Below are 24,457 nucleotides of genomic sequence, written 5' to 3' on the forward strand. Positions count from 1 at the left end.
ATACATTCCATTCCAATGTATTTCTGGCAGAGAGTGACGACAACGCTCGAATCCGTGATCAAACTCTCAGACGTGCGTGGCGACGACCCCGAGCGCGAACGCCAGCCCCGCGAGAACGAGCATGGCGCTCGCCAGCTTGACCAGTCGGCGTTGCAGCACGGGCAGCTCGGCCGCGGTCGCGAACACCCGCTGCGGCCAGTGCCGCCAGGACACGTACCAGAAGATCCCGGTGGCGATCAGCAACAGAAGCCCTTTGACCGCGTGGAGCTGCCAGTTCCGGTGGTCGATCAGCAGCATCCCCACCCCGGTCAGCGCGATCGCCGCCACCAGCCCGATCACCTTCCAACGGTTGCCTGAAGCAATCACCGCGGTCAGCATCTCCCGGCCCTCGCGATCCGCCCCGAAGTACTTCTTCACCTTCGGCTGCACCACGAACAGCGAATAGGCCATCCCGCCCACCCAGGCCGCCGCCAACCCCGCGTGCACGACCGCCAGGATCGCGGTGATCACTGCGCGAACGCCTGGAACGGCAGCAGCCCGACCAGCTGTCCGAGCTTGCCGAGCGTCTCCACGATCTCGTCGGGTTTGGTCCGGCCGAAGATCGGGTGCTCCATGAACAGCAGGTCGTCGCCGGCGACCGCCCAGGTGTGCAGCTTGGCGTTACGCATCAGCTGCATCAGCTGCGGGTGGAGGTAGTAGGCGGCGACGTTCGGGTCGGTGCCGACCAGTTTGTACCAGCGGTTGAACTTGGTGTCCGGTGTCTGCGGCTCCGGGAACGGGTCGACGTCGAACGCCGGGTCGATACTGGAGGCGATCTGGAAGAACGGCAGCGGTCGCGGCAGCTTCACCACCCAGACCGTGTCGATCGTGACCGTGTCCCGCGAGCTCAGCTCCCGGTCCGTCCAGGCGTCGTGGTAGTGCGTCACCTTCGGCCGCCGGTGGAAGTCGAACGTGAGGAACGGCATCCCGTTGAACTGCCCGGTGACCACGCCGAAGGCGATCCGCTGGTCCCCACGCTCGGTGAACGGCAACACCTGCCAGGCATCCGCAAACTCCGGCGCCTCGGGGCGGAACTGCCATCCCCACTGCTGAGCCAGCTCGTAACGCTCCCGATTCGTCTTCTCGATCCGCTTGGCCTCGATCGTCACCCTCCGACACTAGGTCCCAACAGGTGCAACGACCGGTACCCTCACGCGCATGGCGAGGTCGACGTGAGGGATGTGCAGGTGCTGGATCTGGAGGAGCTCGCCGGGGCGCTCACGGACGGGAAGATCAGCACCGGGCAATGCGCCGACGCGCTGACCGCCACCCAGCAGTTCGTGCACCGGTATCTCCGTGGCCCTGAGGAAGGGCCGAACGGGCCGTCCGCGGTGTTTCCGCCGGCCGAAGTTGTGGCGCTCGAGATGTTGCCGGCGTTCTGAGGGCAGCAATCGGCCCCCGGGGATGATCCCCGGGGGCGATCGCCGTGGAGAGTTTCAGTCCTCGTCGGACTTGCCGGACTCCAGGTTGGACTTGATCAGGTCCATCACGGTCGAGTCGGCCAGCGTGGTGACGTCGCCGACCTCGCGGTTCTCCGCGACGTCGCGGAGCAGCCGGCGCATGATCTTGCCGGAGCGGGTCTTCGGGAGCTCCGAGACGACCATGATCTGCCGCGGCTTCGCGATCGGGCCGATCTCCTTCGCGACGTGGTTGCGCAGTTCCTGCACCACGTCCGGACCGCCGTCGCCGGCCTCCGAGCGCAGGATCACGAACGCCGCGATCGCCTGACCGGTGGTCGGGTCGGACGCGCCGACGACGGCCGCCTCGGCGACCTTCGGGTGCGAGACCAGCGCGGACTCGATCTCGGTCGTCGACAGCCGGTGCCCGGACACGTTCATCACGTCGTCGACCCGGCCGAGCAGCCAGAGGTCGCCGTCCTCGTCCTTCTTCGCGCCGTCACCCGCGAAGTACACGCCCGGCCAGCGCGACCAGTACGTGTCGACGAACCGCTGGTCGTCGCCCCACAGCGTGCGCAGCATCGCCGGCCACGGCTTCGTGATCACGAGGTACCCGCCGGACCCGTCCGGCACCGAGTTGCCCGCGTCGTCGACCACGTCGACGGACACACCCGGGATCGCCTTCATCGCGGCGCCCGGCTTGCCGGCGGTGACGCCCGGCAGCGGCGAGATCATGTGCATCCCGGTCTCGGTCTGCCACCAGGTGTCGACGACCGGCGCCTTGTCACCGCCGATGTGCTCGCGGTACCAGACGTACGCCTCCGGGTTGATCGGCTCGCCGACCGACCCGATCACCCGCAGCGACGACAGGTCGAACTTCGCCGGGACGTCGGCGCCCCACTTCATGAAGGTCCGGATCGCGGTCGGAGCGCAGTACAGGATCGACACCTTGTACTTCTGGACGATCTCCCACCAGCGGCCCTGGTGCGGGGTGTCCGGGGTGCCTTCGTACAGTACGGACGTGGTCGCGTTCGCGAGTGCGCCGTACACGATGTAGCTGTGCCCGGTGACCCACCCGATGTCGGCGGCCGTCCAGTAGACGTCGGTGTCCGGCTTCAGGTCGAACACACCCCACTGCGTGTACGCCGTACCGACCAGGTAGCCGCCGGTCGTGTGCAGGATGCCCTTCGGCTTGCCGGTGCTGCCCGACGTGTACATCACGTACAGCGGGTGCTCGGCGTCGAACGCCTCCGGTGTGTGCTCGGCCGACTGCTTGCCGACGAAGTCCTCCCACCAGAGGTCGCGGCCGTCGGTCATCGCGGTCTCCTGGCCGGTGCGCTTCACCACGAGCACGTTGCGTACGTCCGGGCAGTCCGCCAACGCGGCGTCCACGGCCGGCTTCAGCGCCGCCGGTGCGCCGCGACGGTAGCCGCCGTCCGACGTGATCACGACACGGGCGTCGCAGTCCAGGATGCGGTCCTTCAGCGCCTCGGACGAGAAACCGCCGAAGATCACCGTGTGCGGGGCGCCGATCCGGGCGCAGGCGAGCATCGCGACCACGGTCTCGGGGATCATCGGCATGTAGATCGCGACGATGTCGCCGGCCCGTACGTTCAGCTCGAGCAGCGCGTTCGCGGCCTTGCTGACCTCGTCCTTCAGCTGCGCGTAGGTGATCTCGCGGGTGTCACCGGGCTCACCCTCGAAGTAGTAGGCGACCTTGTCGCCGAGACCGTTCTCGACGTGCCGGTCGACGCAGTTGTACGCCGCGTTCAGCTTGCCGTCGGCGTACCACTTGGCGAACGGCGGGTTGCTCCAGTCGAGCGTCTCGGTGGGCTCGGTGGCCCAGGTCAGCCGCTTGGCCTGCTCCGCCCAGAACCCCTCGAAGTCGGCCGCGGCCTTCTCGTAGGCGTCGGCTTTCAGGTTCGCGTTGGCGGCGAGCTCGGCCGGCGGCTCGAACCGACGTTCCTCGTGCATCAGGTTCGACAGTGCCTCGGACTGCGGTGGTTCTTGATTCGTCACGTCGACGACTCCTCCTCGCTGGCTTCGGCGCGGCCGCGCGCCCGGTTACCTTTCTACCAATGCAACCCCTTGCAAGGAACCGCGGTATCGCCCAGCAGCGCCGAATCTGCGCCGAACAGGACCGTTCCCGGGCCCGACGGTCAATTTTCCGGCGTACGGCGGAACCAAACCGGCGGATCCCGCATCAGACCAGATGTGAACCCGATGCAGCCGACCACGCAGATGCCCGCCGCGACCGAGGAACGCCGGAAGATCTCCCGCGCCGCCCGGCGCCGCGTGCACGCCCGTGAGCTGCGGGTACGCCGGACCCAGGCAGCGCTCCGGGCCCAGCTGCCGGCCGCCTGAGCCCTACTCCTGGTGGTACGTGAGGAGCTTGCCGAGGATCGTGCTCAGCTTGTTCCGGTCGGTCGCCGAGAGCGGGGCGAAGATCTCCTCCTGCGCCTTGCCGACCAGGTTGGTCAGCCGGCGCTGGTGCCGCTTGCCGGCGGTGGTGATCGTGATGATGTTCCGGCGGCCGTCGGCCGGGTCGGGGCTGCGCTCGACGTACCCCTCGGCCTCCAGCTCGTTGAGCGCGGCAACCACATCGCTGCGGTCGATCGAACTGCGTCGCCCGAGCTCCGCCTGACTGGCGGGACCGAACTCCACCAGCGTCGCGAGCAGGCGGAAGTGGTACGCCCGCGCACCTCCGGCGGCGAACGACTCGGTGACGATCCGGTGTGCCTGGGCCGCACTCTGTGTCAGCAACCAGCTCGGTAATTGGGTCAGGGCGCTCGGCGTCTGCTCATCCACCCGCGCAGTCTAGGTCGTCAACGGTTCGCCGTCGGCGATCTATTGGCCAGGCCTACGATTTGACGTGGCGGCCGACGCCGGCTCCCGTGCATCGAGGAGTTCGTCCCAGTGGTCCTCGGCCCACTCGCACAGCGCGCGCAGCGGTTCCAGCAGGCTGCGGCCGAGCGCCGTCAGCTCGTACGTGACCCGGCGCGCGTCCTCCGCCCGGCTGACGAACCCGTCCCGCTCGAGGGCGCGGAGCGACTGGGTCAGCATCTTCGGGCTGATCCGGGCGAGCGGGACGCGGAGCTCGGAGTACCTGCGCGGCCCGTCCTCCAGGCAGCGCAGCACCATCCCCGCCCACTTGTCGCCGCCGATCCGGAACGGCAGCACCGTCGACGGGCAGATCTCCTCGAACATGTCCGCTCGCAGCGCCTGCATGCCGTCCAAGGTATCCAATCGGTAACCACCTCTCCTTCTACGGTCGCGCCGTACTCATTTCTCGAGGAGGTTGCGGTGAGCAAGATTCTGGTGATCGGAGCCCGCGGACGCGCCGGCTCGGCGGCGGCCGCCGAGGCGCGGGGCCGAGGGCACGACGTCCTCGGCGCCGCTCGCCCGCGGTCCACCACGCCCGGCCCGGCGGCCGGCGGGACCGCCGGTGGTGCGGGCTCGGGTGGTGCGGGTCTGGCCGCTGGGGACGTGTTGGATGTAGGGCGGATCGCGGAGTTGGCCGCTGGGCGGGATGCGGTGATCGCCGGGGTCTACGACGCCGCACCGGACTTCTTCCCGCGGGCTGCGCGGGCGTTGGTGGAGGGGCTGGGGAAGGCGGGGGTACGGCGGCTGGTGTGGGTCGGGCTGGCGTCGATCCTGCCTACCGCGGACGGGACCTTGCTGATGGACACCGACGGCTACCCGCGGGAGTACCGATCGTTCTTCCGCGCGCATCAAACCGCGCTGGACGTGTTCGCGGCGTCGGACCTCGACTGGGTCTCGCTCGCCCCGGCGGGCGACTTCGACCACGCGGATCCGTCCGCGAAGGGCGGGTATCGCGTCGGCCCGGCGGATGCGCGGGCACGGATCTCGTACGCCGACTTCGCGGTCGCGCTCGTCGACGAGGCAGACCACCCGACGCGGCACCGGGCGGCCCACGGCGTACTGGTCTAGATAGGGTCTCGCGAGGTCCGGCGTACGGACGATAGGTTCGGGGCATGGCTGGGGCCGAGGAGTACTTGGACAAGGCGTTGGCGATCGCGCACCGGGCGGCCGAGACGCAACTGGGCGCGATCCGGGTGGCGGCGGAGCTGGTCGCCGACGCGCTCGCCGACGGCCGGACGTTCTGGGTGTTCGGCACCGGCCACAGCCACACCCTGGCCGAGGAACTGTACGGCCGCGCCGGCGGACTCGCCGACGTCCGCGCCATCCTCGAGCCCGGCCTGATGCTTCACGAGGGCCTCCAGAAGAGCTCCCTCCTCGAACGTCTCCCCGGCCTGGCCGACGTACTGCTCGAGATCAACCCGCTCGAATCGGGCGACGTCCTGCTGATCGCCTCGAATTCGGGCCGCAACGCCGTACCGGTCGAATTCGCCCTGGGCGCCCGCGCCCGCGGCGTCAAGGTGATCGCCCTGACCTCGCTCGCACACTCGAACGCCACCACGTCCCGCGCCCCCAACGGCCGGCGTCTCTTCGAAACCGCCGACGTCGTCCTCGACAACTGCGGCATCCCCGGCGACGCCCTCATCACCGTCCCCGGTACGCCGGAACCCACCGGCGCCACCTCGACCGTCGTAGGCGCACTACTCGTCCAGGCGCTCACCGTCGAGGTCGTATCCCGTCTGACCGACCGCGGCCGGCCACCCAACGTCCTCCGCAGCCTGAACGTCTAGCCCGCACACCTCAGCGCTGACCGCCTCCCACCCGCACGCGGGCAGTACGGCCGGCTTCTCAGGTGGCGCGGTAGGCGACGGTGATGTCGTAGCGGTCGGAGCGGTAGATGGAGATGCCGAACTCGATGACCTGGTCGGTCGCGGTGCGGGGGGCCGAGGTGATGATCAGGCAGGGGGTGGTGCTGTCGATCTCGAGGAGTTCGGCGTCGGCGGGCTCGGGCGGGGCGGCGACGATGGAGGCGGAGACCATGCCGAGGGTGACGCCGTACCGGGTGGAGAGCTCGGTGTAGAGGGACTTCTCGGTGAAGTCGATCTCGTCCAGGCCGGGGTAGCGGTTGAGGGACAGGGTGGTGCGCTCGATCGCCATCGGGTCGCCGTCGGCGGTGCGGAGACGAACCAGGTGCAGGACCGGCGTACCGACCGGCTCCTCGAGCTCGCGGGCGAGGTGCTCGTCGGCGGCGCCGACCCGGTGTTCGAGGACCTTGGCGCCGGGACGGATGCCGCGGTTCGCCATGTCCTGGCTGAACGAGGAGGCGAGCATCCGGGACGGGCGCGGCTCGGCGACGAAGGTGCCGCCGCCGGGGCGGCGGTTGGCCAGCCCTTCGGCCACGACGCGGTCGACCTCCTGCCGGACGGTCATCCGGGCGACGCCGAACCGTTCGGCGAGGACGCGTTCGGACGGCAGTACGGTGCCGACGGCCAGCGAGCGGGTGAGGTTCTCCAGAATCTCGCGAATCTGGTCACCCTTCGGGCGGTCGGTGCGCAGCTCGGTAGGGAGCTCGGCGAGGTCGCCTGGGTTGTTCCGTGGGCGGGCCATGAGTCAAGTATCCCTGGAGATCTGCCCGGCAAACCGGTTGCCGGGGAACGCGGGCCGCGGTGTGTCGTACCGCGCAGGCCGCCCGCGACGACGTTGTCCCGGCCGACCATGTCAGTCTGACTGTAACGTCCGCTGCCGCTTCACGGCCAGTGACCTTGCACAGCCTCAGCCAATTCCCAGCGAGGGTAGTTTTAGCGGTATGACCCCGGCACAGTTCGCACAGGAGACGTCGTCGACCGGCGAGTGGAAGCGGCAGGGCAACAGGTTCACCGGCCGGATCAGCCGGGACTCGACGTCCGCGCCGGGCGCGGGACCGGACGACCAGGGACGCTGGCCGGTCGAGCCAGGCCGGTACCGGCTCGTCGTCAGCCTGGCCTGCCCGTGGGCGCACCGGTCGGTCATCGTCCGCCGGCTGCTCGGGCTGGAGGACGCGATCAGCCTGGCGGTCGTCGACCCGATCCGCGACGAGCGCGGCTGGCGGTTCACCCTGGACCCGGACGGCCGTGACCCGGCGCTCGGCATCGCGTTCCTCTCCGAGGCGTACCTGCGCACCGACCCGGCGTACGACGGCCGCGTGACGGTGCCGGCGATCGTCGACACGCTGACCGGCGAGGTGGTCACGAACGACTATCCGCAGATCACGCTCGACCTCTCCACGGAGTGGGTCGACTTCCACCGGCCGGGCGCGCCGCAACTGATCCCGGACGACCGGGCCGAGATGGACCAGCTGATCGAGGAGATCTACCGGGACGTGAACAACGGCGTCTACCGCTGCGGGTTCGCCACCAGCCAGGAGGCGTACGAGGCTGCGTACGACGTGCTGTTCGCACGGCTCGACGTACTCGAGGAGCGGCTGCGGGACCGCCCGTACCTGCTCGGCGACACGCTCCGCGAGGTGGATGTCCGGCTCTTCACAACGCTGGTCCGCTTCGACGCGGTCTACCACGGGCACTTCAAGTGCAACCGGCAGAAGCTGACCGAGTTCCCGAACCTGTGGGCGTACGCGCGCCGGCTGTACCAGCACCCGGGCTTCGGCGAGACCGTCGACTTCGACCAGATCAAGCGGCACTACTACGTCACCCACGACAACATCAACCCGACCGGCATCGTCCCGAAGGGCCCCGACCCGCGCGTCTGGACGGCCTAGGTACCGAGCGCGGTCAGTGCCGCATTCACCGCGGCCTTGAGCTGGGCCCGCGTCGCCCCGGACCTCGACCGCAAGTTGATCGCGTAGGCGAGGAGCGTCAGCAACTCGGCCGCGCCCTCCACCTCGGTCCCGGCTCGCAGCTCCCCATTGCCCTGCGCAACGGTCAACGCGGCGGCCAGCGAGTCCCGCAGTACGGCGTGATGCTCGGACAGCACCGCTCGTACGGCGTCCGGCGGGCTCTCGGTGTTCGCGTTCGCCATCATGCAGCCCCAGCCGGCGTACTCACCCGAGAGCCGCAGCCGCAGCAGCTTGTCGAAGAACGCGCGGACCGCCGCCAGCCCGCGACCGTCCGCGGCGAGCTGGTCGAACATCGGCCGGGACCGGTGCTCGAGATACCGCCGGGCCGCCGCGGCGTACAGGGCGTCCTTGCCGCCGAACGCGTTGTAGAGGCTGGACCGGCTCAGCCCGGTCGCCGCGACCACGTCCTGGATCCCGGTCGCCGCGCTCCCACGCCGCCAGAACAGCTGCTCGACCGCGGCCAGCGCCTCCGCCTCGTCGAAATGTTTGACATCGGGCATACCCCGCATCATATCTTGGAACGACCGATCTAAGATATGAGGAGTCCTGATGATCGACGTACTGGTGCTCGACGTCAACGAGACCCTGACCGACATGGAGCCGTTGCGGGACGGGTTCGAGGCGGCCGGCCTGCCTCGGCACGGGCTCGACGAGTGGTTCGCGGCGATCCTGCGGGACGGGTTCGCGCTGACCGCGGTCGACGCGTACGCCGCCTTCGGTGAGTTGGCCGCCGAACTCCTGGCGGACCGGCTCGGCGCCGAGGAAAACGTTGCCGAAACAGTTTCCGAAGTAGTTTCCGGATTCACCCGGCTGCCGTTGCACCCGGACGTCGCCCCCGGTCTGCAGAAGATCCACGAGGCGGGGATCCGGATCATCACGCTCACGAACGGCGCGGCAGGAATGTCCGAAAACGTGTTCCGAAACGGCGGAATTCTGTCGCTCCTCGAGCACCGGCTGGACGTCTCGGTGCCGCGACGCTGGAAGCCGCACCCGGCCGCCTACCGGTACGCCGCCGAGGTCTGCGGCGTCCCCGTGGAGCGGATGGCACTCGCGGCGGTACACCCGTGGGACATCGACGGTGCCGCCCGAGCCGGGCTGCAGACGGCGTACATCGACCGCAGGAAAACGCCGTACCCGAAGGTTTTCCGCGCACCTGATCTCAGCGTTCCGGACTTCGAGGCGTTGGCGGGAGTCCTTCAGGAGAAGGCGAAGTAGCGCAACCAGAGGTACGGTGCCGCCACCAGGATCGTGATCGCGGTCATCACGATGCCTTTGCGGGTGAATTGCCAGAAGCTGATCGGGTGGCCGGCGCGGAGGGCGAGTCCGATCACGACCACGTTCGCGCTGGCGCCGATCGCGGTGGCGTTGCCGCCGAGGTCGGCGCCGATCGCGAGCGCCCACCAGAGCGCGTGTGCCTGCGCCGGGTCCGCGATGCCGTGGGTCAGATCGAGGACCACCGGGCTCATCGTGGCGACGTACGGGATGTTGTCGATGACGCCGGACAGCAGCGCCGACACGAACAGCACCAGCATCGTCGCGAACAGCGTGTGCCCGCCGGTCAGCGAGCCGACCCAGCCGGCCAGGTGCTCGATCACACCGGTCTTCACCAGCGAGCCGACCATCACGAACAGCCCGGCGAAGAACAGCAGCGTCTGCCACTCCACACCGGACATGTAGTCGCGGGTCGGAACCTTCGAGATCAGCACCAGGACGCCGGCACCGAGCAGCGCCACCACCGACGGCGCGATGTGGAACGCGGCATGCCCGACGAAGCCGGTGAACACCAGCAGCAGCACGACACCGCACTTGACCAGCAGTCGCCGGTCCTGGATCGCTTCCTTCTCGTTCAGCCGCAGGACGTCGTCCACGCGGTCCGGGTCGGCCGCGAACGAACCCTTGAACAACCGCGGCAGCACCAGCGTGAACACCACCAGTTCGAGCGCGACCAGCGGTGTCAGGTGGATCAGGAAGTCGTTGAAGGTGAGGCCGGAGCGGCTGGCGATGATGATGTTCGGCGGGTCACCGATCAGCGTCGCCGCGCCGCCGATGTTCGACGCCATCACCTCGGCGATCAAGAACGGCACCGGGTCGATCCCGAGCCGGTCGCAGACCAGCAGCGTGACCGGGGCGATCAGCAGCACCGTGGTCACGTTGTCCAGGAAGGCCGACGCGATCGCGGTGATCAGCGTCAGCAGGATCATCACCCGCAGCGGTGATCCCTTGGCCCGCTTCGCCGCCCAGATCGCGACGTACTCGAAGACGCCGGTACGCCGGAGCACGCCGACGATCACCATCATCCCGAACAGCAGGAACACGACGTCCCAGTCGATCCCGGTGTCCGGCGAGTAGAACGCGTGCTCGGCGTCCGTCACCCCGAGCGCGAGCAGGACACCGGCACCGCCGAGTGCGGCCAGCAGCTTGTGCGTCCACTCGGTCGCGATCAGCACGTACGCGACGACGAACACCACGACTGCAACGGCCGTCATGCGGCCGGCCCTCGGGAGACGTGCCCTAGTGCGGAGTGACGGCCAGCTCCAACAGTCGGGAGGCAGTAACGGCGCCGACGATCCGGCCGTCGCGGACCACCGCGACCAGCGGGCACCGCAACCGCGCCATCGTCGCCGCGATCTCCAGCAGCGTGTCGTCGGCCGCGACGACCGGGATCTCCCGCGGCTCGTCGGGCAGCAGCTTCCGCACCGACACACCGCTCAGCTTGTCGGCGACGCGATCCGCCAGCGGCTCGTCGATCACCCGGGCCAGCGACGGGTCGTCCTGCACGTAGCTCGGCACCAGGAACCGCACCACCTGCGACGCCGGCAGGACGGCGTACGGCGACCCGTCCGGACGGGTCACGATCAGGCCCGGCAACCGCCGGCCGGCGAGCAACCGCGCCGCCTCCAGCGCGTCGTCGTCCAGGCTCACGACCGGGAATTCCTCGGCCATCTGCTCTCCGTGCACGTCTGCAGCGTACGTCGGAACGAGGCGACGCGGTGACGTCTCTCACAGGGCTCTGACAGTGCACGGCACCTCCCGGGAACGGCGGACCACCTCGCAACCCCTGGCTGGGCACGAGTTCTGCCGACCAGACTTCCCGGCGCACCGCGCCCAACCCTGCCGCAAACCCGTCCCCCAGGCAAACACGAGCCGTTACAATGAGAGCGGTGCGCCGGGAAGTCTGGTCGGCATTCGCCCGACCGACCCCGAAACGAAGGGCCGACCCATGAGCCAGCACCCACGGATCCGGCAGAAGAAGCGCGCCTTCCCGCGCGTCCTCGGCCGGGAGCGCGCGTTTCTCGCCGACGTACTGCGCGCCGAGACCACCGGCGGCCTCCTGCTGCTCGCGGCCGCGGCCGTCGCGCTGCTCTGGGCGAACTCGCCGTGGCAGGACGGCTACCACCACCTCCGGGACGCACAGCTCGGTCCGTTGACCGTCGAGGGCTGGGCCTCGGACGGCGCGCTGACGCTGTTCTTCTACCTGGCCGGCGTCGAGCTCAAGCGTGAGCTGATGGTCGGCTCGCTGTCGAGGTTCAGCGAGGCGGTCGTACCCGTCGTCGCGGCACTCGCCGGAATGGTGCTTCCGGCAATCATCTATCTGGTGGCGAACGTCAGCGCCGGCGGGAACCTCCACGGGTGGGCGGTGCCGACCGCGACCGACATCGCGTTCGCGCTGGCCGTGCTCGCGATCGTCGGCTCATCACTGCCGAGCGCGTTGCGCGCGTTTCTGCTGACGCTCGCGGTGGTCGACGACTTCGGCGCGATCCTGATCATCGCGGTGTTCTTCTCGCACGGCTTCCACCTGCTGTCACTGCTCGCGGCGTTCGTGCTGATCGCGCTCTGGTACCTCCTGCAGCGGCGTCGCGTCCGTACGCCGTTCCTCTACGTACCGATCGCCATCGGCGCGTGGTGGTTCATGCACGAGTCCGGGATCCACGCCACGATCGCCGGGGTGGCGCTCGGTCTGGTCACCCGGGTGGTCGCGGACCCGGACGAGAAGGAGGCGCCGGCCGAGCGGATCGAGCACCGGCTGCGGCCGTGGTCCGCGGGCGTCGCCGTACCGCTGTTCGCGCTGTTCGCCGCGGGCGTCACGCTGAGCGGCAACACCGTACGGGAGATGGTCACCGACCCGGTCGCGATCGGGGTGGCGGCCGGGCTGTTGTTCGGGAAGGCGATCGGGGTCTTCGGCGGGTCCTGGCTGACCGCCCGGTTCACCCGGGCCGAGCTGAACTCGGACCTGGCCTGGCGGGACGTCGCCGCCGTGTCGGTGCTGGCCGGGATCGGATTCACCGTCGCGCTGCTGATCGCGCAGCTCGCGTTCGGCTCCGACCTCGCCCAGATCGAGCGCGCGAAGGCCGCCGTACTGGTCGCGTCGGTGCTCGCGGCACTGATCGCGAGTCTGCTGCTGGCTCGCCGTAACCGCGCGTACGCCGATTGAGCGCGGGCACTGACGGTAGTGTCAGGCCTGTCCGGAAGGAGTTGCGATGTCGATGAACGGGGACGACGAGCCCACGGTCGGCCAACTGGTCGCGAACGTCAGCAAGGAACTGTCCAGCCTGATCCGCAGCGAGGTCGAGCTCGCGAAGACCGAGCTGAAGAAGACCGCGGTCGCGGCCGGTACCGGGGCGGGAATGTTCGCCGCGGCGGCCTTCCTGGCGCTGCTCGCGGTCATCCTGCTGTGCATCTCCGCGGCGTACGGACTGGTGGCGGCCGGCCTCCACCCGGCCATCGCGTTCCTGATCGTGGCCGGCGCGTTCCTGCTGATCGGCGCGATCCTGGTCTTCATCGGGCTCCGGGCGCTGAAGAGCGCGAAGGGCCCGACGCGGACGATCGAGACCTCGAGGGAGTCGGTCGAGGTGCTGAAGGCGATCGGCAAGGGCCACGACGAGGACACCACGTACGCGCTGCCCGAGCCGGGCGTACGGCGCTGAGCCCGGCAGGAGTCGTCGACCTGCTGGTCGACGGCCCCTGGTCGCACTCGCTGGTCGCGGCCAACGGGGCCCGGTTCCACGTCGCGGAATGTGGCGCGGCGGATGATCCTCTCGTGCTGTTCCTGCACGGCTTCCCGGAGTTCTGGTGGGCCTGGCGGCATCAGCTGCCGGTGGTCGCCGCCGCCGGGTACCGCGCGGTCGCGATGGACCTGCGCGGGTACGGCGCCAGCGACAAGACGCCGCGCGGTTACGACCCGTACACCGCCGCCGCGGACGTGTCCGGCGTGATCCGCTCGCTCGGGGCGACGGACGCGATCGTCGTCGGTCACGGGTGGGGCGGTTTCCTCGGGTGGTCGGCCGCCGTACTGGCGCCGCGCCAGGTGCGTGCACTGGCAGCGGTGTCCGCGCCGCACCCGCTGTTGCTGACCCGCTCCGGGCAGACGAAGGCGGTGACCCGGACCGCCTGGTTCCAGCTGCCGGTCCTGCCCGAACGCCGGCTGCTCGCCCAGGACGGCATCCACATCGAACGCCTGCTCCGCGCCTGGGCCGCACCGGGCGGCCCGTTCCCGGACGCCGAGGCCTCCCGCCGGTACCGCGCCGCCCTCCAGGTCTGGCCGGCACCGCACTGTGCGCTGGAGTACCACCGCTGGTTCGCCCGCTCCCGCCTGCGCCCGGACGGACGGAAGTACTCGAACCTGATGCGTACGCCGGTCGCCGTACCCGTTCTGCAAATCCAGGGCGCCCTGGACCCGGCCGTCTCCCCCACCGCGACCACTCCTCCGGACCTGGTCACGGCACCCCTACGGCACGAACTCATTGCCACGGCCGGCCACTTCCCGCACGAGGAAGCGCCGGCCGTGTTCAACACGCTCTTGGTGGACTGGCTGAGCACTGCCAGGTGATCAGCGGTTCCAGGCGCCCAGGTTCTGCGTGATGACCCAGTGCGCGCCTCGGGGCTCCACCCGATACCTGGCCGAGGTCGCCCCGTGGCATCCGACCGGCATCGACAGCGCCACGCCGACTTCCAGATGGTCGCCCTTGTCGAGCACCTCACCGACCCGCAGGATCGCTGTCTTGGGGTACGCCGTACAGCTCGCGCCGGCCGGCAGCGGCCGGTCGAGAATCGTCACCGGCATGATCCGGAGCGTGTGCGAGAACATCCTCACGCGCTGGGCCGAGGAGAACTGAGGCCCGGATCGCACCTGGCCTGCCGCAGTGGTCGGGCCGTCCACGACGACGGCCCGAGTGAACGGACTGAAGCCTGTCGGCTTCCCCGGCAGCTGGAACGACCGGAGCATCACCCCGATCGCCAGACCCCAGACGTCGGCGTCCCTGGTCGAGTAGGTAGCCGGTGATGTGGTCGCGGTCACCGCCGCGGCCGGCTCGGCGGTATCGGCCGGGCGCACGCGCTGGACGCCGTACAGGACTCCCGCGAGCACCACCAGGATCATTGCCGCTGCGAGCAGGACAGGCAGCGCACTGCGGCGCTTTGTTGCCGTCGGCACGTAGTGGTCGTCCTGGACCGCGCGGCCGACCAGGGCCTCGCGGTCCGCGAACGTCTCCCGGAGCAAGGCGCCGAGCTCTTCGTCGGTCGGATCAGGCATGTCAGCTCGCCTCCTCGGCAGTCAGGTGTTCGCGCAAGGTCGCCAGCGCGCGGGCGGCGTTCGATCGGACGGTCGCGGCCGCGACGCCGAGCAGTTCGGCGATCTCGGCGTCCGGGAGGTCCTCGTAGTACCGCAGGACCAGAACGGCGCGTTGTTTGCGCGGCAACGTGGCCAGCAGTTGCCACGTCGCGTCGCGCTGTGCCTGCCGGAGGCCCAGGTCGTCGTGCGCCGGCCGCTCGATCGGCTCGGCCAGCAGTACCTCGTTGTTCTTCAGCAGACGCCGCCAACTGAGGAACTCGTTGACCACCATCGTCCGCAGGTACGCCTCCGGCCGGTCGACTCTGCTGATCCGCGCCCATTTGCGGTGCGCGCGGGCCAGCACTGTCTGGACCAGATCCTCCGCGGTGTGCGTGTTCCCGGTCAGCATCACGCCCAGTCGTAGCAGCCGGCGTTCGGTCGCACGCACGACTTCGACGTACGAGAGCGCCGGCTCCAGATCACTCATCATCAGCACCGTCACACCACCTCAACGCGGCGACCGCGGCGGGCTGCTGCATCCACTCAGGTGCAGGATTGTGTGGAGACGTCCTGGGTGGCGGTGGCACCGGTGCGGGCGTCGGCCGCGACCTGTTGGGCGGTGAGGACGTAGCCGGTGCGGTTGTCCTCGACGGAGGCGGCGAAGACCACCCCGTACACGGTGCCCTTGTTGGAGAGCAGCGGGCCGCCGGAGTTGCCGGGGCGGACCGAGGCCCAGATCGAGAACGCGTCCCGGGTGACCGTCTTGTCGCCGTAGATGTCGGGACCGCGGAGTCGCTCCTCGGAGCGGATCCGGGCCGGCTCGGCGTCGAACGGGCCGTTCTCCGGGTAGCCGAGGACGACCGCCGACGCGTCCGCCTTGCCGGTCAGGTCGAAGGACAGCGGGGTCGCGTTCAGGTTCTTCACGTACAGCACGGCGATGTCGGTCTCCGGGTCGAAGACGACCACCTTCGCGTCGTACTTCTTGCCGTTCACCTCGACCTGTGGGGAGCTGACGCCGGCGACCACGTGCGCGTTCGTCATCACCCGCTGCGGGGCGTAGACGAAACCGCTGCCCTCGAGACCGCGGGAGCAGTTCGCGACTCCGGTGACCTTCGCGATCCGGGTGTACGCGTCCTTGACCGGCTGCTGTCGGGAGATCGCCGCGTCCGGCGGCTGCGTCTCGCGGATCCGCTCCGGCACGAACGGGTCCAGGAACCGCGGGAACAGGTCTGTGTTCACCACGTCGTTGAACGACGCCAGCGCCCGGTCCGCACTGGCCGGCAGTACCTCGTCGACCTTGGCGAGCACGTGCGACCCGCGGACCGCCGACGTCACGCTCGGGATCCGCGCTCCGCTGACCGCGACGCCGAGCACCCAGGCGACGATCAGCACCGAGGCGGCCGCCAGCGCGGCGCCGCCGAGCGCGTCCAGGAACCGGATCGGCTTCCAGGACAGCCGGTTCCGGACCCGGGTGCCGATCATCGCCCCGACGGTCCGGCCGGCCGCGCCGAGCAGTACGACGAGGACGAGCGCGACGAACGAGACCGTCACGCTCGGTGAGAAGTTGTCGAGGATCTTCGGCACGCCCCAGACCCCGACCCCGGCACCGACCAGCAGGCCGACGGTGGCGCAGGCGCCCAGCACGAAGCCCTCGACATACCCCGAGATCGCCACCAGCGCGGTAACGATCAGCAACGCCCAGTCGAGGTGGCTCACTCCACACCTTTCGGATCAGGCCTCTGCCCGTGGCCGAGGTCGTGCTCGATCGCCGTCATCCGGCGGACGTCCTCCGACCGGCGCCCTTCGCTGCGCCACGCCGTCTCGACCAGCCGGTCGGGCAACGGTACGACGTTCGAGGGGTCCCAGTCTCGGTACCAGCCGCCGAGCAGCAGCAATTTGTCCAGCAGCCCCGCCGTGAACCCCCAGATGTAGAGGTCGCCGACGGTGAACGCCGGGCCGGTGAATCCGCTCGGGTGCAGGCAGCTGATCCGGTTCGCCGGGTCGGCGAGCACGCTCAACGGCACCTGGTGCACGGACGCCACCTCGGCCGGGTCGACGACCGCGACCGGTGACGGCGTACGCCACCAGGCCAGCACCGGCGACACGCCGAAGTTGCTCACCGGCACCCAGAGCGCCGGCCAGATCTCGAACGGAACCACGCCGGCCGGGTCCAGGCCGGTCTCCTCCTCGGCCTCACGGAGCGCCGTACGGACGAGACCCGCGTCGCCGGTGCCGTCCTCCGGGTCCGCGCCGCCGCCCGGGAACGCCATCTGGCCGGCGTGCTTGCGCAGCGTCCAGGCGCGCTCGGTGAGCAGCACCTCGGGACCCTCCTCGTTGCCGTCGGCAAGCAAGATCAGGACGGCGGACTTCCGCACCGACGGGTCGTCGGGCGGGAGGAAACGGGAGAGCAGGTTCGGGTCGACGTTCTCGGACGCCTTCGCCAGCGGCTGCAACCAGTCCGGGATCCCGGTCATGGGGCCTCCCGGTCTGGACTGAGGAGCGCAGGGAGCGAAGCGACCGGAGCGACGAGGGAAGACCAGGAGCAACAGCCCCATGACCCGTCGCGACGGAGTCGCGACCTCAATACCGTCATGGCGTCACCCCGAGCTTGTCCTGGACCAGCTGGTCGAGCTGCTGCTGGGACGTCAGTACGCCGCGGTGCACGTAGGCGATCGAGCCGTCCTTGGCGACGAAAACGGTCAGCGGCGGCCCGCCGACCTTCAGGGCGCGCTGGATCGACTTGTCCTGGTCCTTGAGGTGCGGGTAGGCGAGGCCTTCCGCGACGGCGAACTTGACCGCCAGCTCCGGGCGCGGGTCGTCGTAGTCGATTCCGAGCATGCTGACCTTGCCGGACTTCGCCAGCTTCGCGAGGTACGGCGCTTCCTCGCGGCAGGGGCCGCACCACTGGGCCCAGACGTTGAGCACGAGCGGGCCGCGGAGGTCCGCCAGCCGGATGTCCGGCCCGTCCCCCAGACACGGCAGGCTGACATCCGGCAGCCCGTCGCCGACGGCGGGCTTCGAAGGAGTCGCCGGACAAGCTGCCAACTGATCCGCCCCGGCCACCTTCACAGGCGGCTTGGCCGCCCCGTCGGCCTGCTGAGACCCACACCCCGCCAGGACCCCGACCATCACGACCGGCACCCACCACGCGGCGCCCAACCGGAGCCCGCGGCCCGCACCACCCAGCCACGCGCGGAGCGTTCGCGCGCCGCGTTGCGGCGTACCCACACCTGCTCCGCGGAGCGGTCGCCGGGTATGGGACTGCGGGCCGTTGCGTGGACTCATGCCGGGGTCTTCACCAGCTTCGACGCGGCCTCAGGGTCGGTGGGGCCGGCGCCGTAGGACGGGCACCACTGGGCGATCGGGCAGGCGCCGCAGGCCGGCTTCTTCGCGTGGCAGCGGCGGCGGCCGTGGAAGATCAGGCGGTGCGACAGCATCGTCCAGTCCTTCTTCGGGAACAGGTCGCCGATGATGTGCTCGACCTTGACCGGGTCCTCCTCGGTGGTCCACCCGAACCGGCGGACCAGCCGGCCGAAGTGCGTGTCGACCGTGATCCCCGGCACACCGAACGCGTTCCCGAGGACGACGTTCGCGGTCTTCCGCCCGGTGCCGGGCAGCTTCACGAGCTCCTCCAGCTTGCCCGGTACGACGCCGTCGTAGTCGTCGACGAGCGCCTGGCCGAGCTTGATCACGCTGTTGGTCTTCGCCCGGAAGAACCCGGTGGGTTTGAGGATGGTCTCCATCTCGTCCCGGTCGGCCTCGGCGTACGCCTGGGCGGTCGGGTACTTCGCGAACAGCGTCGGGGTCACCTTGTTCACCATGACGTCGGTGGTCTGCGCCGACAGGATGGTGGCCACCAGCAACTCGAGCGGGGTGGTGAAGTCCAGCTCACAGTGCGCGTCGGGGTACGTCTCGGTCAGCACCTTGTGCATCTTCCGGGCCCGTCGGACCAGCTGGGTGTGGGTCTCGCCGACGTACACGGGAGCCTTGCGGGGGAGCTTCAGCGGGACCGCTGAGAGCGGTTCCGCGACACGCGGGGATGGCATGGAGGCAAGCCTACGTGGCGGTGCCGACACCGGAGGGGCTACGGTTTTGTGGCGACCGGGTGTACACATATCGGTCGACGGACGTGGCGGATCCCACGTCCGGAGTCGTGGTCGAAGGTCCTAGGAGGCCAAAAGTGGATGCCGCAGTGCTCCGACAGGCACCGCTGTTCAGTCAGCTCGACGACGAAGCCGCCGACGCACTGGCTGCTTCGATGACCGAGAGTCGGCTGCGCCGCGGTCAGGTGCTGTTCCACGAGGGTGACTCCGGTGATCGGCTCTTCGTCGTCGTCGAGGGCAAGGTCAAGCTCGGCCGCACCTCCGCCGACGGCCGGGAGAACCTGATCGCCGTCCTCGGGCCGGGCCAGATGTTCGGTGAGCTGTCGCTGTTCGACCCGGGCCCGCGGTCCGCGACCGTGACCGCGGTCACCGACGCCTCGCTGATGTCGCTGACCCACGACGAGCTGCTCCGCTGGCTGGACGGCCGCCCGGCGGTCGCCCGCGGCCTGCTGCTGCAGCTGGCCGGCCGGCTCCGCAAGGTCTCCGACGTGGTCGCCGACCTGGTCTTCTCCGACGTACCGGGCCGGGTCGCGAAGGCGCTGCTGGACCTCGCCAGCCGCTTCGGCCGGACCGCCGACGACGGCGTACACGTCCACCACGACCTCACCCAGGAGGAGCTCGCCCAACTGGTCGGCGCCTCCCGCGAAACCGTCAACAAGGCCCTGGCCGACTTCGCCTCCCGCGGCTGGGTCCGCCTGGAACCCCGCTCCGTCGTACTCCTGGACGTAGACCGCCTCCAACGCCGAGCCCGCTGACGCCCGGCCGGCGAACCCTCCAACTCGACGGGCATCCCCTGAGTTGGAGGGTTGCCCCCCTGAAAACCTGAGGAGGCAACCCTCCAGCTGAGGGAGCAACCGCCTATTGGAGGTAGTCGAGCTGGGCGCGGACCGAGAGTTCGGCGGCGGGCCAGAGGGACTTGTCGACGTCGGCGTAGACGTGTTCGACGACCGCGGCCGGGGTGGTGTGGCCCTCGGCTACGGCGGCTCGGACCTGGTTGAGGCGGTCCTGGCGGTGGTTGACGTAGTACGTGAGGACGTCGGCGGGGGCGTCGACGACGGGACCGTGGCCGGGGAGCAGACGCAGTACGTCGGCTGCGGAGTTCGCGAAGGCCTGGAGGCGGTCGAGGGAGTCCAGGTACGGGCCGAGGGCGCCGTCCGGGTACGCGACGACCGACGTACCGCGGCCGAGGACCGTGTCGCCGGTGAGCAGCGAGCCGTCCTGCGGGAGCCAGAAGCAGACCGAGTCGAGGGTGTGACCGGGGGTCGGGAGGACCTCGACACGAAGGTCGCCGGCGGTGATCACGTCGCCCTCGGCGAGACCGTGCGCGTGGTCGGTCGGGATCCGGAACTCCGGGTCCACCGCGCGGACGCCGCAGCCCGCCTGGTTCGCGAACCACGCGGCGCCCTCGGAGTGGTCGTGGTGCTTGTGGGTGAGCAGTACGACGGCGACCGGGCCGGCCTCGTCGAGGACCGCGCGGAGGTGGTCCTCGAGCATGGGGCCCGGGTCGACGACCACGGACTGCTCGGCGCCGGGGGCACGCAGGATCCAGGTGTTGGTGCCGTCCAGCGTCATCGGGCCGGGGTTGGCGGCGCGGATCAGGGTCGCGAAGTCGGTGACTCTCATGTCGTCTCCAGATAGGCCTGGTCGCCGTCGACGCGCACCGTGGGCATGATCGCGCGGATCTCGCGGTCGCCGGCCGCGGCCAGGATCGCCGGTACGTCGCCGTACCGCGTGAGGTCGTGGCAGCAGATGTACGTCGGAGGCAGCATCAGCATCTCGCCCGCGTCGACCGCCGTCACCGCGTCCGCCGGGCGGATCCAGGTGACCTGGTCGGATTCGCTGGTCACGTCCCGGGTGACCTGCCCGGCGGGAAGGGCCGCGACGAAGAACGCGGTGTCGTAGCGCTTCGGCTCGAACTCCGGGGTGATCCAGTGCGTCCACGGCGCGAGCAGGTCCGCGCGGAGCAGCAGCCCCCGCCGGTGCAGGAACTCCGAGAACCCGAGCTCGCGGGACTCCAGCGCGACCCGGTCACGTTCCCAGTCGTCGCCGGTCGTGTCCCCCACCACGGCGTCCGGCGACGGGCCGGCCAGCAGTACGCCGGACTCCTCGAAGGTCTCCCGCACCGCCGCCGCGACGTACGCCGCCGCCGTCTCCGCGGAACACCCCAGCCGCTCCCCGAACCACTCCGGCGCGGGCCCGGACCACGAGTCCGCCACCGTCGAGTCGGTCGGGTCGACGCGCCCGCCCGGGAACACGGTCATCCCCGCCGCGAACGCCATCGTCCGCTGCCGCCGCAACAAGTACACCTCCACCCCACTCGCCGAGCGCTCGAGCCCCGCCGCCGACGCCGCGTCCCCGGGCCCCGCGGACACGTCGCGGAGCAGGACGACGGTGGACGCCGGCCGGGGTGCGGACGGCGTCCGGGTGCCGCGGGCGTACTCGAGGGCGACCTCGGCCATCCGGCCGGTCATCAGCTGCGACCGCAGGTCGCGCATCACCGGCCGGATCCCCGCGGGACGGCCCGCCGACACCGGCGGATCAGTTGACCTCGACGATCAGTTCGACCTCGACGGGGGCGTCGAGGGGGAGGACCGGGACGCCGACGGCGCTGCGGGCGTGGGCGCCGGCTTCGGCGAAGACCTGGCCGAACAGCTCGGAGGCGCCGTTGGCGACCTGCGGCTGGCCGGTGAAGTCGGGCGTGGAGGCGATGAACGCGACCGCCTTGACGATCCGCTTCACGTTCGCCAGGTCACCGATCTCCGCCTTGACCGCGGCGAGCGCGTTCAGCGCGCACTGCTGGGCGCACTCGCTGGCCACCTCGGGCGTGACGGCGTCGCCGACCTTGCCGGTGGCGATCAGGGTGCCCTCGCGGAGCGGCAGCTGGCCCGACGTGTAGACGAGGTTTCCGGTCCGGACGGCCGGGACGTACGCGGCGACCGGCTTGGCCACCTCGGGCAGCTTCAGGCCGAGCTCGGCCAGCTTCTCTTCCGGGTGGCTCACTTGTCCTCGATCTCCCGCTTGAAGTAGGCGACCAGGTTCTCCGGGTTCATGCCCGGGACGACCTGGACCAGCTCCCAGCCGTCCTGGCCGAAGTTGTCCAGGATCTCCTTGGTCGAGTGGACCAGCAGCGGCGCGGTGAAGTACTCGAACTTCTTCATAGGACGGGACTCTAACGCTGTGTCCTGGGCCACGCCCTACCCTGGGACCTATGGCGCGACTGCACGTGGTCACCGGTAAGGGGGGCACCGGGAAGACGACCGTTGCGGCCGCTATGGCCCTGGCCCTGGCCGAGGAGGGCAAGCGGGTGCTGCTCTGCGAGGTGGAGGGCCGGCAGGGCCTCGCCCAGCTCTTCGACGTCCCTCCGTTGCCGTACGTCGAACGCCGCATCGCGCAGGGCCCCGGCGGCGGGGAGGTGTTCGCGCTGGCCGTGGACGCCGAGGCCGCGCTGCTCGAGTACCTCGACATGTACTACCACCTCGGCCGCGCCGGGAAGGCGCTCGAGAAGGTCGGCGCGATCGACTTCGTCACCACGATCGCCCCGGGCCTGCGCGACGTACTGCTGACCGGCAAGGTGTACGAGGCGACCCGCCGGAAGGTGCACGGGAAGCTCGCGTACGACGCCGTCGTCCTGGACGCGCCGCCGACCGGGCGGATCGCGCCGTTCCTGAACGTGAACACCGAGGTCGCCGGCCTCGCCAAGGTCGGCCCGATCCGGAACCAGGCGGACGCGATCATGGGCATGATGCGCTCCGACATCACCCGGATCCACCTGGTCACGCTGCTCGAGGAGATGCCGGTCCAGGAGACGCTGGACGCGGCCGAGCAACTGGAGAAGCTGGACCTGCGGATCGGGTCGATCGTGGTGAACATGGTCCGGAAGAGCCCGCTCGACGACGACGCACTGGCCCTTGCGGTGAAGGAGAAACTGCCCGCCGCCGAGCTCACCCGCGGGCTGAAGGCGGCCGGGCTGACGATCGGCGACGGCCTGGTCGGGACGCTCGGGGCCGAAGCCCACGACCACGCCGTCCGGGTCGGGCTGGAACGCGAGAACCGCGACCGGATCGATGCCCTGGGCAAGAAGGTGACCGAGCTGAGGCTCCAGCCCGAGGGAATCGACCAAGGGGCCCTGCTCGACCTCGCCGAGGAGTTGCGCGGATGAGCGAGCTTGATCTCGATGCGTTGATCGACGACCCCACGACGCGGATCGTCGTCACCTGCGGTGCGGGCGGCGTCGGCAAGACCACGACGGCGGCCGCCCTCGGGCTGCGGGCGGCCGAGCGCGGGCGGAAGGTCGTCGTACTGACGATCGACCCGGCCCGGCGGCTGGCGCAGTCGCTCGGGCTGACCGAGCTGGACAACGTCCCGCGCGCGGTGGCCGGGGCGAACCCGAAGAACGGCGGCCGGCTGGACGCGATGATGCTCGACATGAAGCGGACGTTCGACGACGTCGTGCTGCAGCACGCGACGCCGGAGAAGGCCGAGCAGATCCTCGCGAACCCGTTCTACCAGGCACTGTCGTCGTCGTTCGCGGGGACGCAGGAATACATGGCGATGGAGAAGCTCGGGCAGCTGCACCACCAGGCCGAGCGGACCGGCGACTGGGACCTGATCATCGTCGACACTCCGCCGTCGCGGTCCGCACTGGACTTCCTGGACGCCCCCGAGCGGCTGGCCTCGCTGCTGGAGGGCCGCTTCCTCCGGCTGCTCCTGGCGCCCGCGAGAGGTCCGTTCAAGCTGATGTCGGCCGGCGTGAACATGGCGATGTCGGTGCTGAACAAGGTGCTCGGCGCCCAGGTGCTGACCGACGTACAGACGTTCGTTGCTGCTTTCGACACGCTCTTCGGTGGGTTCCGGCAGCGGGCCGAGCAGACGGTGGCGTTGCTGCGCGAGCCGCACACCGCGTTCCTCGTGGTGGCCGCTCCGCAGAACGACGCGCTGCGGGAGGCGTCGTACTTCGCGGAGCGCCTGCGGGCCGAGGGAATGCCGCTGGCCGGCGTCGTGCTGAACCGGGTCACGACCACGCAGGCGCCGGAGCTGTCGGCCGAGCGGTCACTCGCGGCGGCCGAGAAGCTCGAGGAAGCGGACAAGTCGCCGCTGACGGCTGCCGTACTGCGTCTGCACGCCGACAAGATGCAGCAGGTCGTCGGCGACCACAAGCGGGCCGACCGCTTCCGCCGCGGCCACCGGGCGATCCGCACCGTCGAGGTGCCCGCCCTGGCCGACGACGTGCACGACCTCGCGGGACTGCGGACGATCGGGGAGCTGCTCACCCGGTAGCGCGGACGTCAGCCGATCTGGCGGACCTCCTGGGGCCAGCCGCACGCCTCGGCGACTTTGCCGGCCCACAGCTTGGCCGCGTCGTCATCGGCGACGTCGACGACGGTGAGGCCGCCCAGGAACTCCTTGGTCTCGGCGAACGGGCCGTCGGTGAGCTCGAGCCTGCCGCTCGTCGCGTCGGCACTGAAGGCCTTGTCGATGTCCTCTTCCAGTCCACCGGCGAACACATAGACGCCGGCGTCCTTCATCTCTTGCACCACCGCCTTGGCGAGCGGACCGCGCCCTTTGAACCACTCCTCGCTGTGACCGCCCACCCACTGCTGGTTGAAGTAGATGATGTATTGGCTCATGGCTGCTCCGTAAGTGGTCTCGGTAGCGGACT

32 protein-coding genes are annotated in these 24,457 nt (G+C 69.9%); 12 read left to right on the forward strand and 20 right to left on the reverse strand.

Going from position 1 to position 24,457, the window contains the following annotated elements; genetic code table 11:
* Positions 1-66: 66 nt before the first annotated feature.
* Entirely contained in the window at positions 67-510 is a 444-nt protein-coding gene (locus tag AB0M51_RS28935; protein ID WP_344189473.1) for a hypothetical protein, read from the reverse strand.
* Complete coding sequence (locus tag AB0M51_RS28940) at positions 507-1,148, reverse strand: hypothetical protein (protein WP_344189471.1); 642 nt, start codon at positions 1,146-1,148, stop codon at positions 507-509. The genes AB0M51_RS28935 and AB0M51_RS28940 overlap by 4 nt, the downstream gene beginning before the upstream one ends.
* A 63-nt stretch (positions 1,149-1,211) precedes the next feature.
* Between AB0M51_RS28940 and AB0M51_RS28945 the strand changes: the two genes are divergently transcribed.
* Positions 1,212-1,421, forward strand: a complete 210-nt coding sequence (locus tag AB0M51_RS28945; RefSeq protein WP_363751297.1) for a hypothetical protein — start codon at positions 1,212-1,214, stop codon at positions 1,419-1,421.
* A 54-nt stretch (positions 1,422-1,475) separates the two neighbouring features.
* Here the strand turns inward: AB0M51_RS28945 and acs are convergent, their stop codons facing one another.
* Positions 1,476-3,410, reverse strand: a complete 1,935-nt coding sequence (gene acs, locus AB0M51_RS28950; RefSeq protein WP_344189606.1) for an acetate--CoA ligase — start codon at positions 3,408-3,410, stop codon at positions 1,476-1,478.
* 249 nt (positions 3,411-3,659) lie between these two features.
* On the opposite strand from acs, the gene AB0M51_RS28955 reads away from it, so the two are divergent.
* Complete coding sequence (locus AB0M51_RS28955; protein ID WP_344189467.1) at positions 3,660-3,800, forward strand: hypothetical protein; 141 nt, start codon at positions 3,660-3,662, stop codon at positions 3,798-3,800.
* A 3-nt stretch (positions 3,801-3,803) separates the two neighbouring features.
* Here AB0M51_RS28955 and AB0M51_RS28960 read toward each other — a convergent pair whose 3' ends face one another.
* Both AB0M51_RS28960 and AB0M51_RS28965 read right to left on the reverse strand, forming a co-directional pair.
* The gene (locus tag AB0M51_RS28960; RefSeq protein WP_344189465.1) at positions 3,804-4,244 is read right to left on the reverse strand and encodes a MarR family transcriptional regulator; all 441 of its coding nucleotides are present in this window, start codon (positions 4,242-4,244) and stop codon (positions 3,804-3,806) included.
* 39 nt (positions 4,245-4,283) lie between these two features.
* Positions 4,284-4,664, reverse strand: a complete 381-nt coding sequence (locus AB0M51_RS28965) for a helix-turn-helix domain-containing protein (RefSeq protein WP_344189463.1) — start codon at positions 4,662-4,664, stop codon at positions 4,284-4,286.
* Between the two features lie 75 nt (positions 4,665-4,739).
* On the opposite strand from AB0M51_RS28965, the gene AB0M51_RS28970 reads away from it, so the two are divergent.
* The gene (locus AB0M51_RS28970; RefSeq protein WP_344189461.1) at positions 4,740-5,387 is read left to right on the forward strand and encodes an NAD(P)H-binding protein; all 648 of its coding nucleotides are present in this window, start codon (positions 4,740-4,742) and stop codon (positions 5,385-5,387) included.
* 44 nt (positions 5,388-5,431) lie between these two features.
* Entirely contained in the window at positions 5,432-6,106 is a 675-nt protein-coding gene (locus AB0M51_RS28975; RefSeq protein ID WP_344189459.1) for an SIS domain-containing protein, read from the forward strand.
* 58 nt (positions 6,107-6,164) lie between these two features.
* Here the strand turns inward: AB0M51_RS28975 and AB0M51_RS28980 are convergent, their stop codons facing one another.
* Positions 6,165-6,923, reverse strand: coding sequence for a GntR family transcriptional regulator (locus AB0M51_RS28980; RefSeq protein ID WP_344189457.1), 759 nt, complete (start codon positions 6,921-6,923; stop codon positions 6,165-6,167).
* Between the two features lie 199 nt (positions 6,924-7,122).
* Between AB0M51_RS28980 and AB0M51_RS28985 the strand changes: the two genes are divergently transcribed.
* Complete coding sequence (locus AB0M51_RS28985; RefSeq protein WP_344189454.1) at positions 7,123-8,070, forward strand: glutathione S-transferase C-terminal domain-containing protein; 948 nt, start codon at positions 7,123-7,125, stop codon at positions 8,068-8,070.
* Here the strand turns inward: AB0M51_RS28985 and AB0M51_RS28990 are convergent.
* The gene (locus AB0M51_RS28990) at positions 8,067-8,648 is read right to left on the reverse strand and encodes a helix-turn-helix domain-containing protein (protein ID WP_344189452.1); all 582 of its coding nucleotides are present in this window, start codon (positions 8,646-8,648) and stop codon (positions 8,067-8,069) included. The genes AB0M51_RS28985 and AB0M51_RS28990 overlap by 4 nt on opposite strands.
* A gap of 49 nt (positions 8,649-8,697) precedes the next feature.
* On the opposite strand from AB0M51_RS28990, the gene AB0M51_RS28995 reads away from it, so the two are divergent.
* Positions 8,698-9,363, forward strand: a complete 666-nt coding sequence (locus tag AB0M51_RS28995; RefSeq protein WP_344189450.1) for a haloacid dehalogenase type II — start codon at positions 8,698-8,700, stop codon at positions 9,361-9,363.
* Here AB0M51_RS28995 and AB0M51_RS29000 read toward each other — a convergent pair.
* The gene (locus AB0M51_RS29000) at positions 9,345-10,634 is read right to left on the reverse strand and encodes an ArsB/NhaD family transporter (RefSeq protein WP_344189448.1); all 1,290 of its coding nucleotides are present in this window, start codon (positions 10,632-10,634) and stop codon (positions 9,345-9,347) included. The genes AB0M51_RS28995 and AB0M51_RS29000 overlap by 19 nt on opposite strands.
* Before the next feature lie 25 nt (positions 10,635-10,659).
* A complete protein-coding gene (locus AB0M51_RS29005) occupies positions 10,660-11,106 on the reverse strand; it encodes a CBS domain-containing protein (protein WP_344189446.1) in 447 nt (148 codons plus the stop codon).
* Between the two features lie 262 nt (positions 11,107-11,368).
* On the opposite strand from AB0M51_RS29005, the gene nhaA reads away from it, so the two are divergent.
* The 3 genes from nhaA to AB0M51_RS29020 all read left to right on the forward strand — a co-directional run bounded on the left by nhaA (position 11,369) and on the right by AB0M51_RS29020 (position 13,975).
* Complete coding sequence (gene nhaA / locus AB0M51_RS29010; protein WP_344189444.1) at positions 11,369-12,580, forward strand: Na+/H+ antiporter NhaA; 1,212 nt, start codon at positions 11,369-11,371, stop codon at positions 12,578-12,580.
* 46 nt (positions 12,581-12,626) lie between these two features.
* Positions 12,627-13,073, forward strand: a complete 447-nt coding sequence (locus AB0M51_RS29015; RefSeq protein WP_344189442.1) for a phage holin family protein — start codon at positions 12,627-12,629, stop codon at positions 13,071-13,073.
* A gap of 113 nt (positions 13,074-13,186) precedes the next feature.
* Complete coding sequence (locus AB0M51_RS29020; RefSeq protein WP_344189440.1) at positions 13,187-13,975, forward strand: alpha/beta hydrolase; 789 nt, start codon at positions 13,187-13,189, stop codon at positions 13,973-13,975.
* Here AB0M51_RS29020 and AB0M51_RS29025 read toward each other — a convergent pair whose 3' ends face one another.
* From AB0M51_RS29025 to nth, 6 genes are all read right to left on the reverse strand, one after another.
* A complete protein-coding gene (locus AB0M51_RS29025; protein ID WP_344189438.1) occupies positions 13,976-14,677 on the reverse strand; it encodes a hypothetical protein in 702 nt (233 codons plus the stop codon).
* 1 nt (position 14,678) lies between these two features.
* On the reverse strand, positions 14,679-15,182 hold the full coding sequence (locus AB0M51_RS29030; protein WP_344189435.1) for a SigE family RNA polymerase sigma factor: 504 nt from the start codon (positions 15,180-15,182) through the stop codon (positions 14,679-14,681).
* A gap of 56 nt (positions 15,183-15,238) precedes the next feature.
* On the reverse strand, positions 15,239-16,411 hold the full coding sequence (locus AB0M51_RS29035; protein ID WP_344189433.1) for a MarP family serine protease: 1,173 nt from the start codon (positions 16,409-16,411) through the stop codon (positions 15,239-15,241).
* Positions 16,408-17,169, reverse strand: a complete 762-nt coding sequence (locus AB0M51_RS29040) for a CoA pyrophosphatase (RefSeq protein WP_344189431.1) — start codon at positions 17,167-17,169, stop codon at positions 16,408-16,410. Before AB0M51_RS29040 ends, AB0M51_RS29035 begins: the two co-directional genes overlap by 4 nt.
* 115 nt (positions 17,170-17,284) lie before the next feature.
* The gene (locus tag AB0M51_RS29045) at positions 17,285-17,980 is read right to left on the reverse strand and encodes a TlpA disulfide reductase family protein (protein ID WP_344189429.1); all 696 of its coding nucleotides are present in this window, start codon (positions 17,978-17,980) and stop codon (positions 17,285-17,287) included.
* Entirely contained in the window at positions 17,977-18,741 is a 765-nt protein-coding gene (gene nth / locus AB0M51_RS29050) for an endonuclease III (RefSeq protein WP_344189427.1), read from the reverse strand. Before nth ends, AB0M51_RS29045 begins: the two co-directional genes overlap by 4 nt.
* Before the next feature lie 134 nt (positions 18,742-18,875).
* On the opposite strand from nth, the gene AB0M51_RS29055 reads away from it, so the two are divergent.
* A complete protein-coding gene (locus tag AB0M51_RS29055) occupies positions 18,876-19,553 on the forward strand; it encodes a Crp/Fnr family transcriptional regulator (protein WP_141857382.1) in 678 nt (225 codons plus the stop codon).
* Positions 19,554-19,656: 103 nt separating this feature from the next.
* On the opposite strand, the gene AB0M51_RS29060 is transcribed toward AB0M51_RS29055, so the two are convergent.
* From AB0M51_RS29060 to AB0M51_RS29075, 4 genes are read right to left on the reverse strand one after another with little or no spacing between them, the layout of a single operon-like run.
* The gene (locus AB0M51_RS29060) at positions 19,657-20,421 is read right to left on the reverse strand and encodes an MBL fold metallo-hydrolase (RefSeq protein ID WP_344189425.1); all 765 of its coding nucleotides are present in this window, start codon (positions 20,419-20,421) and stop codon (positions 19,657-19,659) included.
* A complete protein-coding gene (locus AB0M51_RS29065) occupies positions 20,418-21,293 on the reverse strand; it encodes an NUDIX hydrolase (protein ID WP_344189423.1) in 876 nt (291 codons plus the stop codon). The genes AB0M51_RS29060 and AB0M51_RS29065 overlap by 4 nt, the downstream gene beginning before the upstream one ends.
* Before the next feature lie 43 nt (positions 21,294-21,336).
* Entirely contained in the window at positions 21,337-21,798 is a 462-nt protein-coding gene (locus AB0M51_RS29070) for a RidA family protein (RefSeq protein ID WP_344189420.1), read from the reverse strand.
* A complete protein-coding gene (locus AB0M51_RS29075; RefSeq protein ID WP_130386959.1) occupies positions 21,795-21,956 on the reverse strand; it encodes a DUF4177 domain-containing protein in 162 nt (53 codons plus the stop codon). Before AB0M51_RS29075 ends, AB0M51_RS29070 begins: the two co-directional genes overlap by 4 nt.
* A 50-nt stretch (positions 21,957-22,006) precedes the next feature.
* On the opposite strand from AB0M51_RS29075, the gene AB0M51_RS29080 reads away from it, so the two are divergent.
* Both AB0M51_RS29080 and AB0M51_RS29085 read left to right on the forward strand, forming a co-directional pair.
* Positions 22,007-22,957, forward strand: a complete 951-nt coding sequence (locus tag AB0M51_RS29080; protein ID WP_344189418.1) for an ArsA-related P-loop ATPase — start codon at positions 22,007-22,009, stop codon at positions 22,955-22,957.
* The gene (locus tag AB0M51_RS29085) at positions 22,954-24,075 is read left to right on the forward strand and encodes an ArsA family ATPase (RefSeq protein ID WP_344189416.1); all 1,122 of its coding nucleotides are present in this window, start codon (positions 22,954-22,956) and stop codon (positions 24,073-24,075) included. Before AB0M51_RS29080 ends, AB0M51_RS29085 begins: the two co-directional genes overlap by 4 nt.
* A gap of 8 nt (positions 24,076-24,083) precedes the next feature.
* On the opposite strand, the gene AB0M51_RS29090 is transcribed toward AB0M51_RS29085, so the two are convergent.
* The gene (locus AB0M51_RS29090; protein WP_344189414.1) at positions 24,084-24,425 is read right to left on the reverse strand and encodes a YciI family protein; all 342 of its coding nucleotides are present in this window, start codon (positions 24,423-24,425) and stop codon (positions 24,084-24,086) included.
* Positions 24,426-24,457: the final 32 nt, after the last annotated feature.

The sequence above is a fragment of the Kribbella sp. NPDC051137 genome (genome assembly GCF_040682535.1).
Lineage (GTDB): Bacteria > Actinomycetota > Actinomycetes > Propionibacteriales > Kribbellaceae > Kribbella > Kribbella karoonensis.

Bases quoted from the DNA above. Each gene is read 5' to 3' on its own strand.
- acs (WP_344189606.1), bottom strand. From the start codon at position 3,410: ATGCACGAGGAACGTCGGTTCGAGCCGCCGGCCGAGCTCGCCGCCAAC.
- AB0M51_RS28955 (WP_344189467.1), top strand. From the start codon at position 3,660: ATGCAGCCGACCACGCAGATGCCCGCCGCGACCGAGGAACGCCGGAAG.
- AB0M51_RS28965 (WP_344189463.1), bottom strand. From the start codon at position 4,664: ATGCAGGCGCTGCGAGCGGACATGTTCGAGGAGATCTGCCCGTCGACG.
- AB0M51_RS28975 (WP_344189459.1), top strand. From the start codon at position 5,432: ATGGCTGGGGCCGAGGAGTACTTGGACAAGGCGTTGGCGATCGCGCAC.
- AB0M51_RS28980 (WP_344189457.1), bottom strand. From the start codon at position 6,923: ATGGCCCGCCCACGGAACAACCCAGGCGACCTCGCCGAGCTCCCTACC.
- AB0M51_RS28985 (WP_344189454.1), top strand. From the start codon at position 7,123: ATGACCCCGGCACAGTTCGCACAGGAGACGTCGTCGACCGGCGAGTGG.
- AB0M51_RS28990 (WP_344189452.1), bottom strand. From the start codon at position 8,648: ATGCCCGATGTCAAACATTTCGACGAGGCGGAGGCGCTGGCCGCGGTC.
- AB0M51_RS28995 (WP_344189450.1), top strand. From the start codon at position 8,698: ATGATCGACGTACTGGTGCTCGACGTCAACGAGACCCTGACCGACATG.
- AB0M51_RS29000 (WP_344189448.1), bottom strand. From the start codon at position 10,634: ATGACGGCCGTTGCAGTCGTGGTGTTCGTCGTCGCGTACGTGCTGATC.
- nhaA (WP_344189444.1), top strand. From the start codon at position 11,369: ATGAGCCAGCACCCACGGATCCGGCAGAAGAAGCGCGCCTTCCCGCGC.
- AB0M51_RS29015 (WP_344189442.1), top strand. From the start codon at position 12,627: ATGTCGATGAACGGGGACGACGAGCCCACGGTCGGCCAACTGGTCGCG.
- AB0M51_RS29025 (WP_344189438.1), bottom strand. From the start codon at position 14,677: ATGCCTGATCCGACCGACGAAGAGCTCGGCGCCTTGCTCCGGGAGACG.
- AB0M51_RS29030 (WP_344189435.1), bottom strand. From the start codon at position 15,182: ATGAGTGATCTGGAGCCGGCGCTCTCGTACGTCGAAGTCGTGCGTGCG.
- AB0M51_RS29040 (WP_344189431.1), bottom strand. From the start codon at position 17,169: ATGACCGGGATCCCGGACTGGTTGCAGCCGCTGGCGAAGGCGTCCGAG.
- AB0M51_RS29045 (WP_344189429.1), bottom strand. From the start codon at position 17,980: ATGAGTCCACGCAACGGCCCGCAGTCCCATACCCGGCGACCGCTCCGC.
- nth (WP_344189427.1), bottom strand. From the start codon at position 18,741: ATGCCATCCCCGCGTGTCGCGGAACCGCTCTCAGCGGTCCCGCTGAAG.
- AB0M51_RS29060 (WP_344189425.1), bottom strand. From the start codon at position 20,421: ATGAGAGTCACCGACTTCGCGACCCTGATCCGCGCCGCCAACCCCGGC.
- AB0M51_RS29065 (WP_344189423.1), bottom strand. From the start codon at position 21,293: ATGCGCGACCTGCGGTCGCAGCTGATGACCGGCCGGATGGCCGAGGTC.
- AB0M51_RS29075 (WP_130386959.1), bottom strand. From the start codon at position 21,956: ATGAAGAAGTTCGAGTACTTCACCGCGCCGCTGCTGGTCCACTCGACC.
- AB0M51_RS29080 (WP_344189418.1), top strand. From the start codon at position 22,007: ATGGCGCGACTGCACGTGGTCACCGGTAAGGGGGGCACCGGGAAGACG.
- AB0M51_RS29085 (WP_344189416.1), top strand. From the start codon at position 22,954: ATGAGCGAGCTTGATCTCGATGCGTTGATCGACGACCCCACGACGCGG.
- AB0M51_RS29090 (WP_344189414.1), bottom strand. From the start codon at position 24,425: ATGAGCCAATACATCATCTACTTCAACCAGCAGTGGGTGGGCGGTCAC.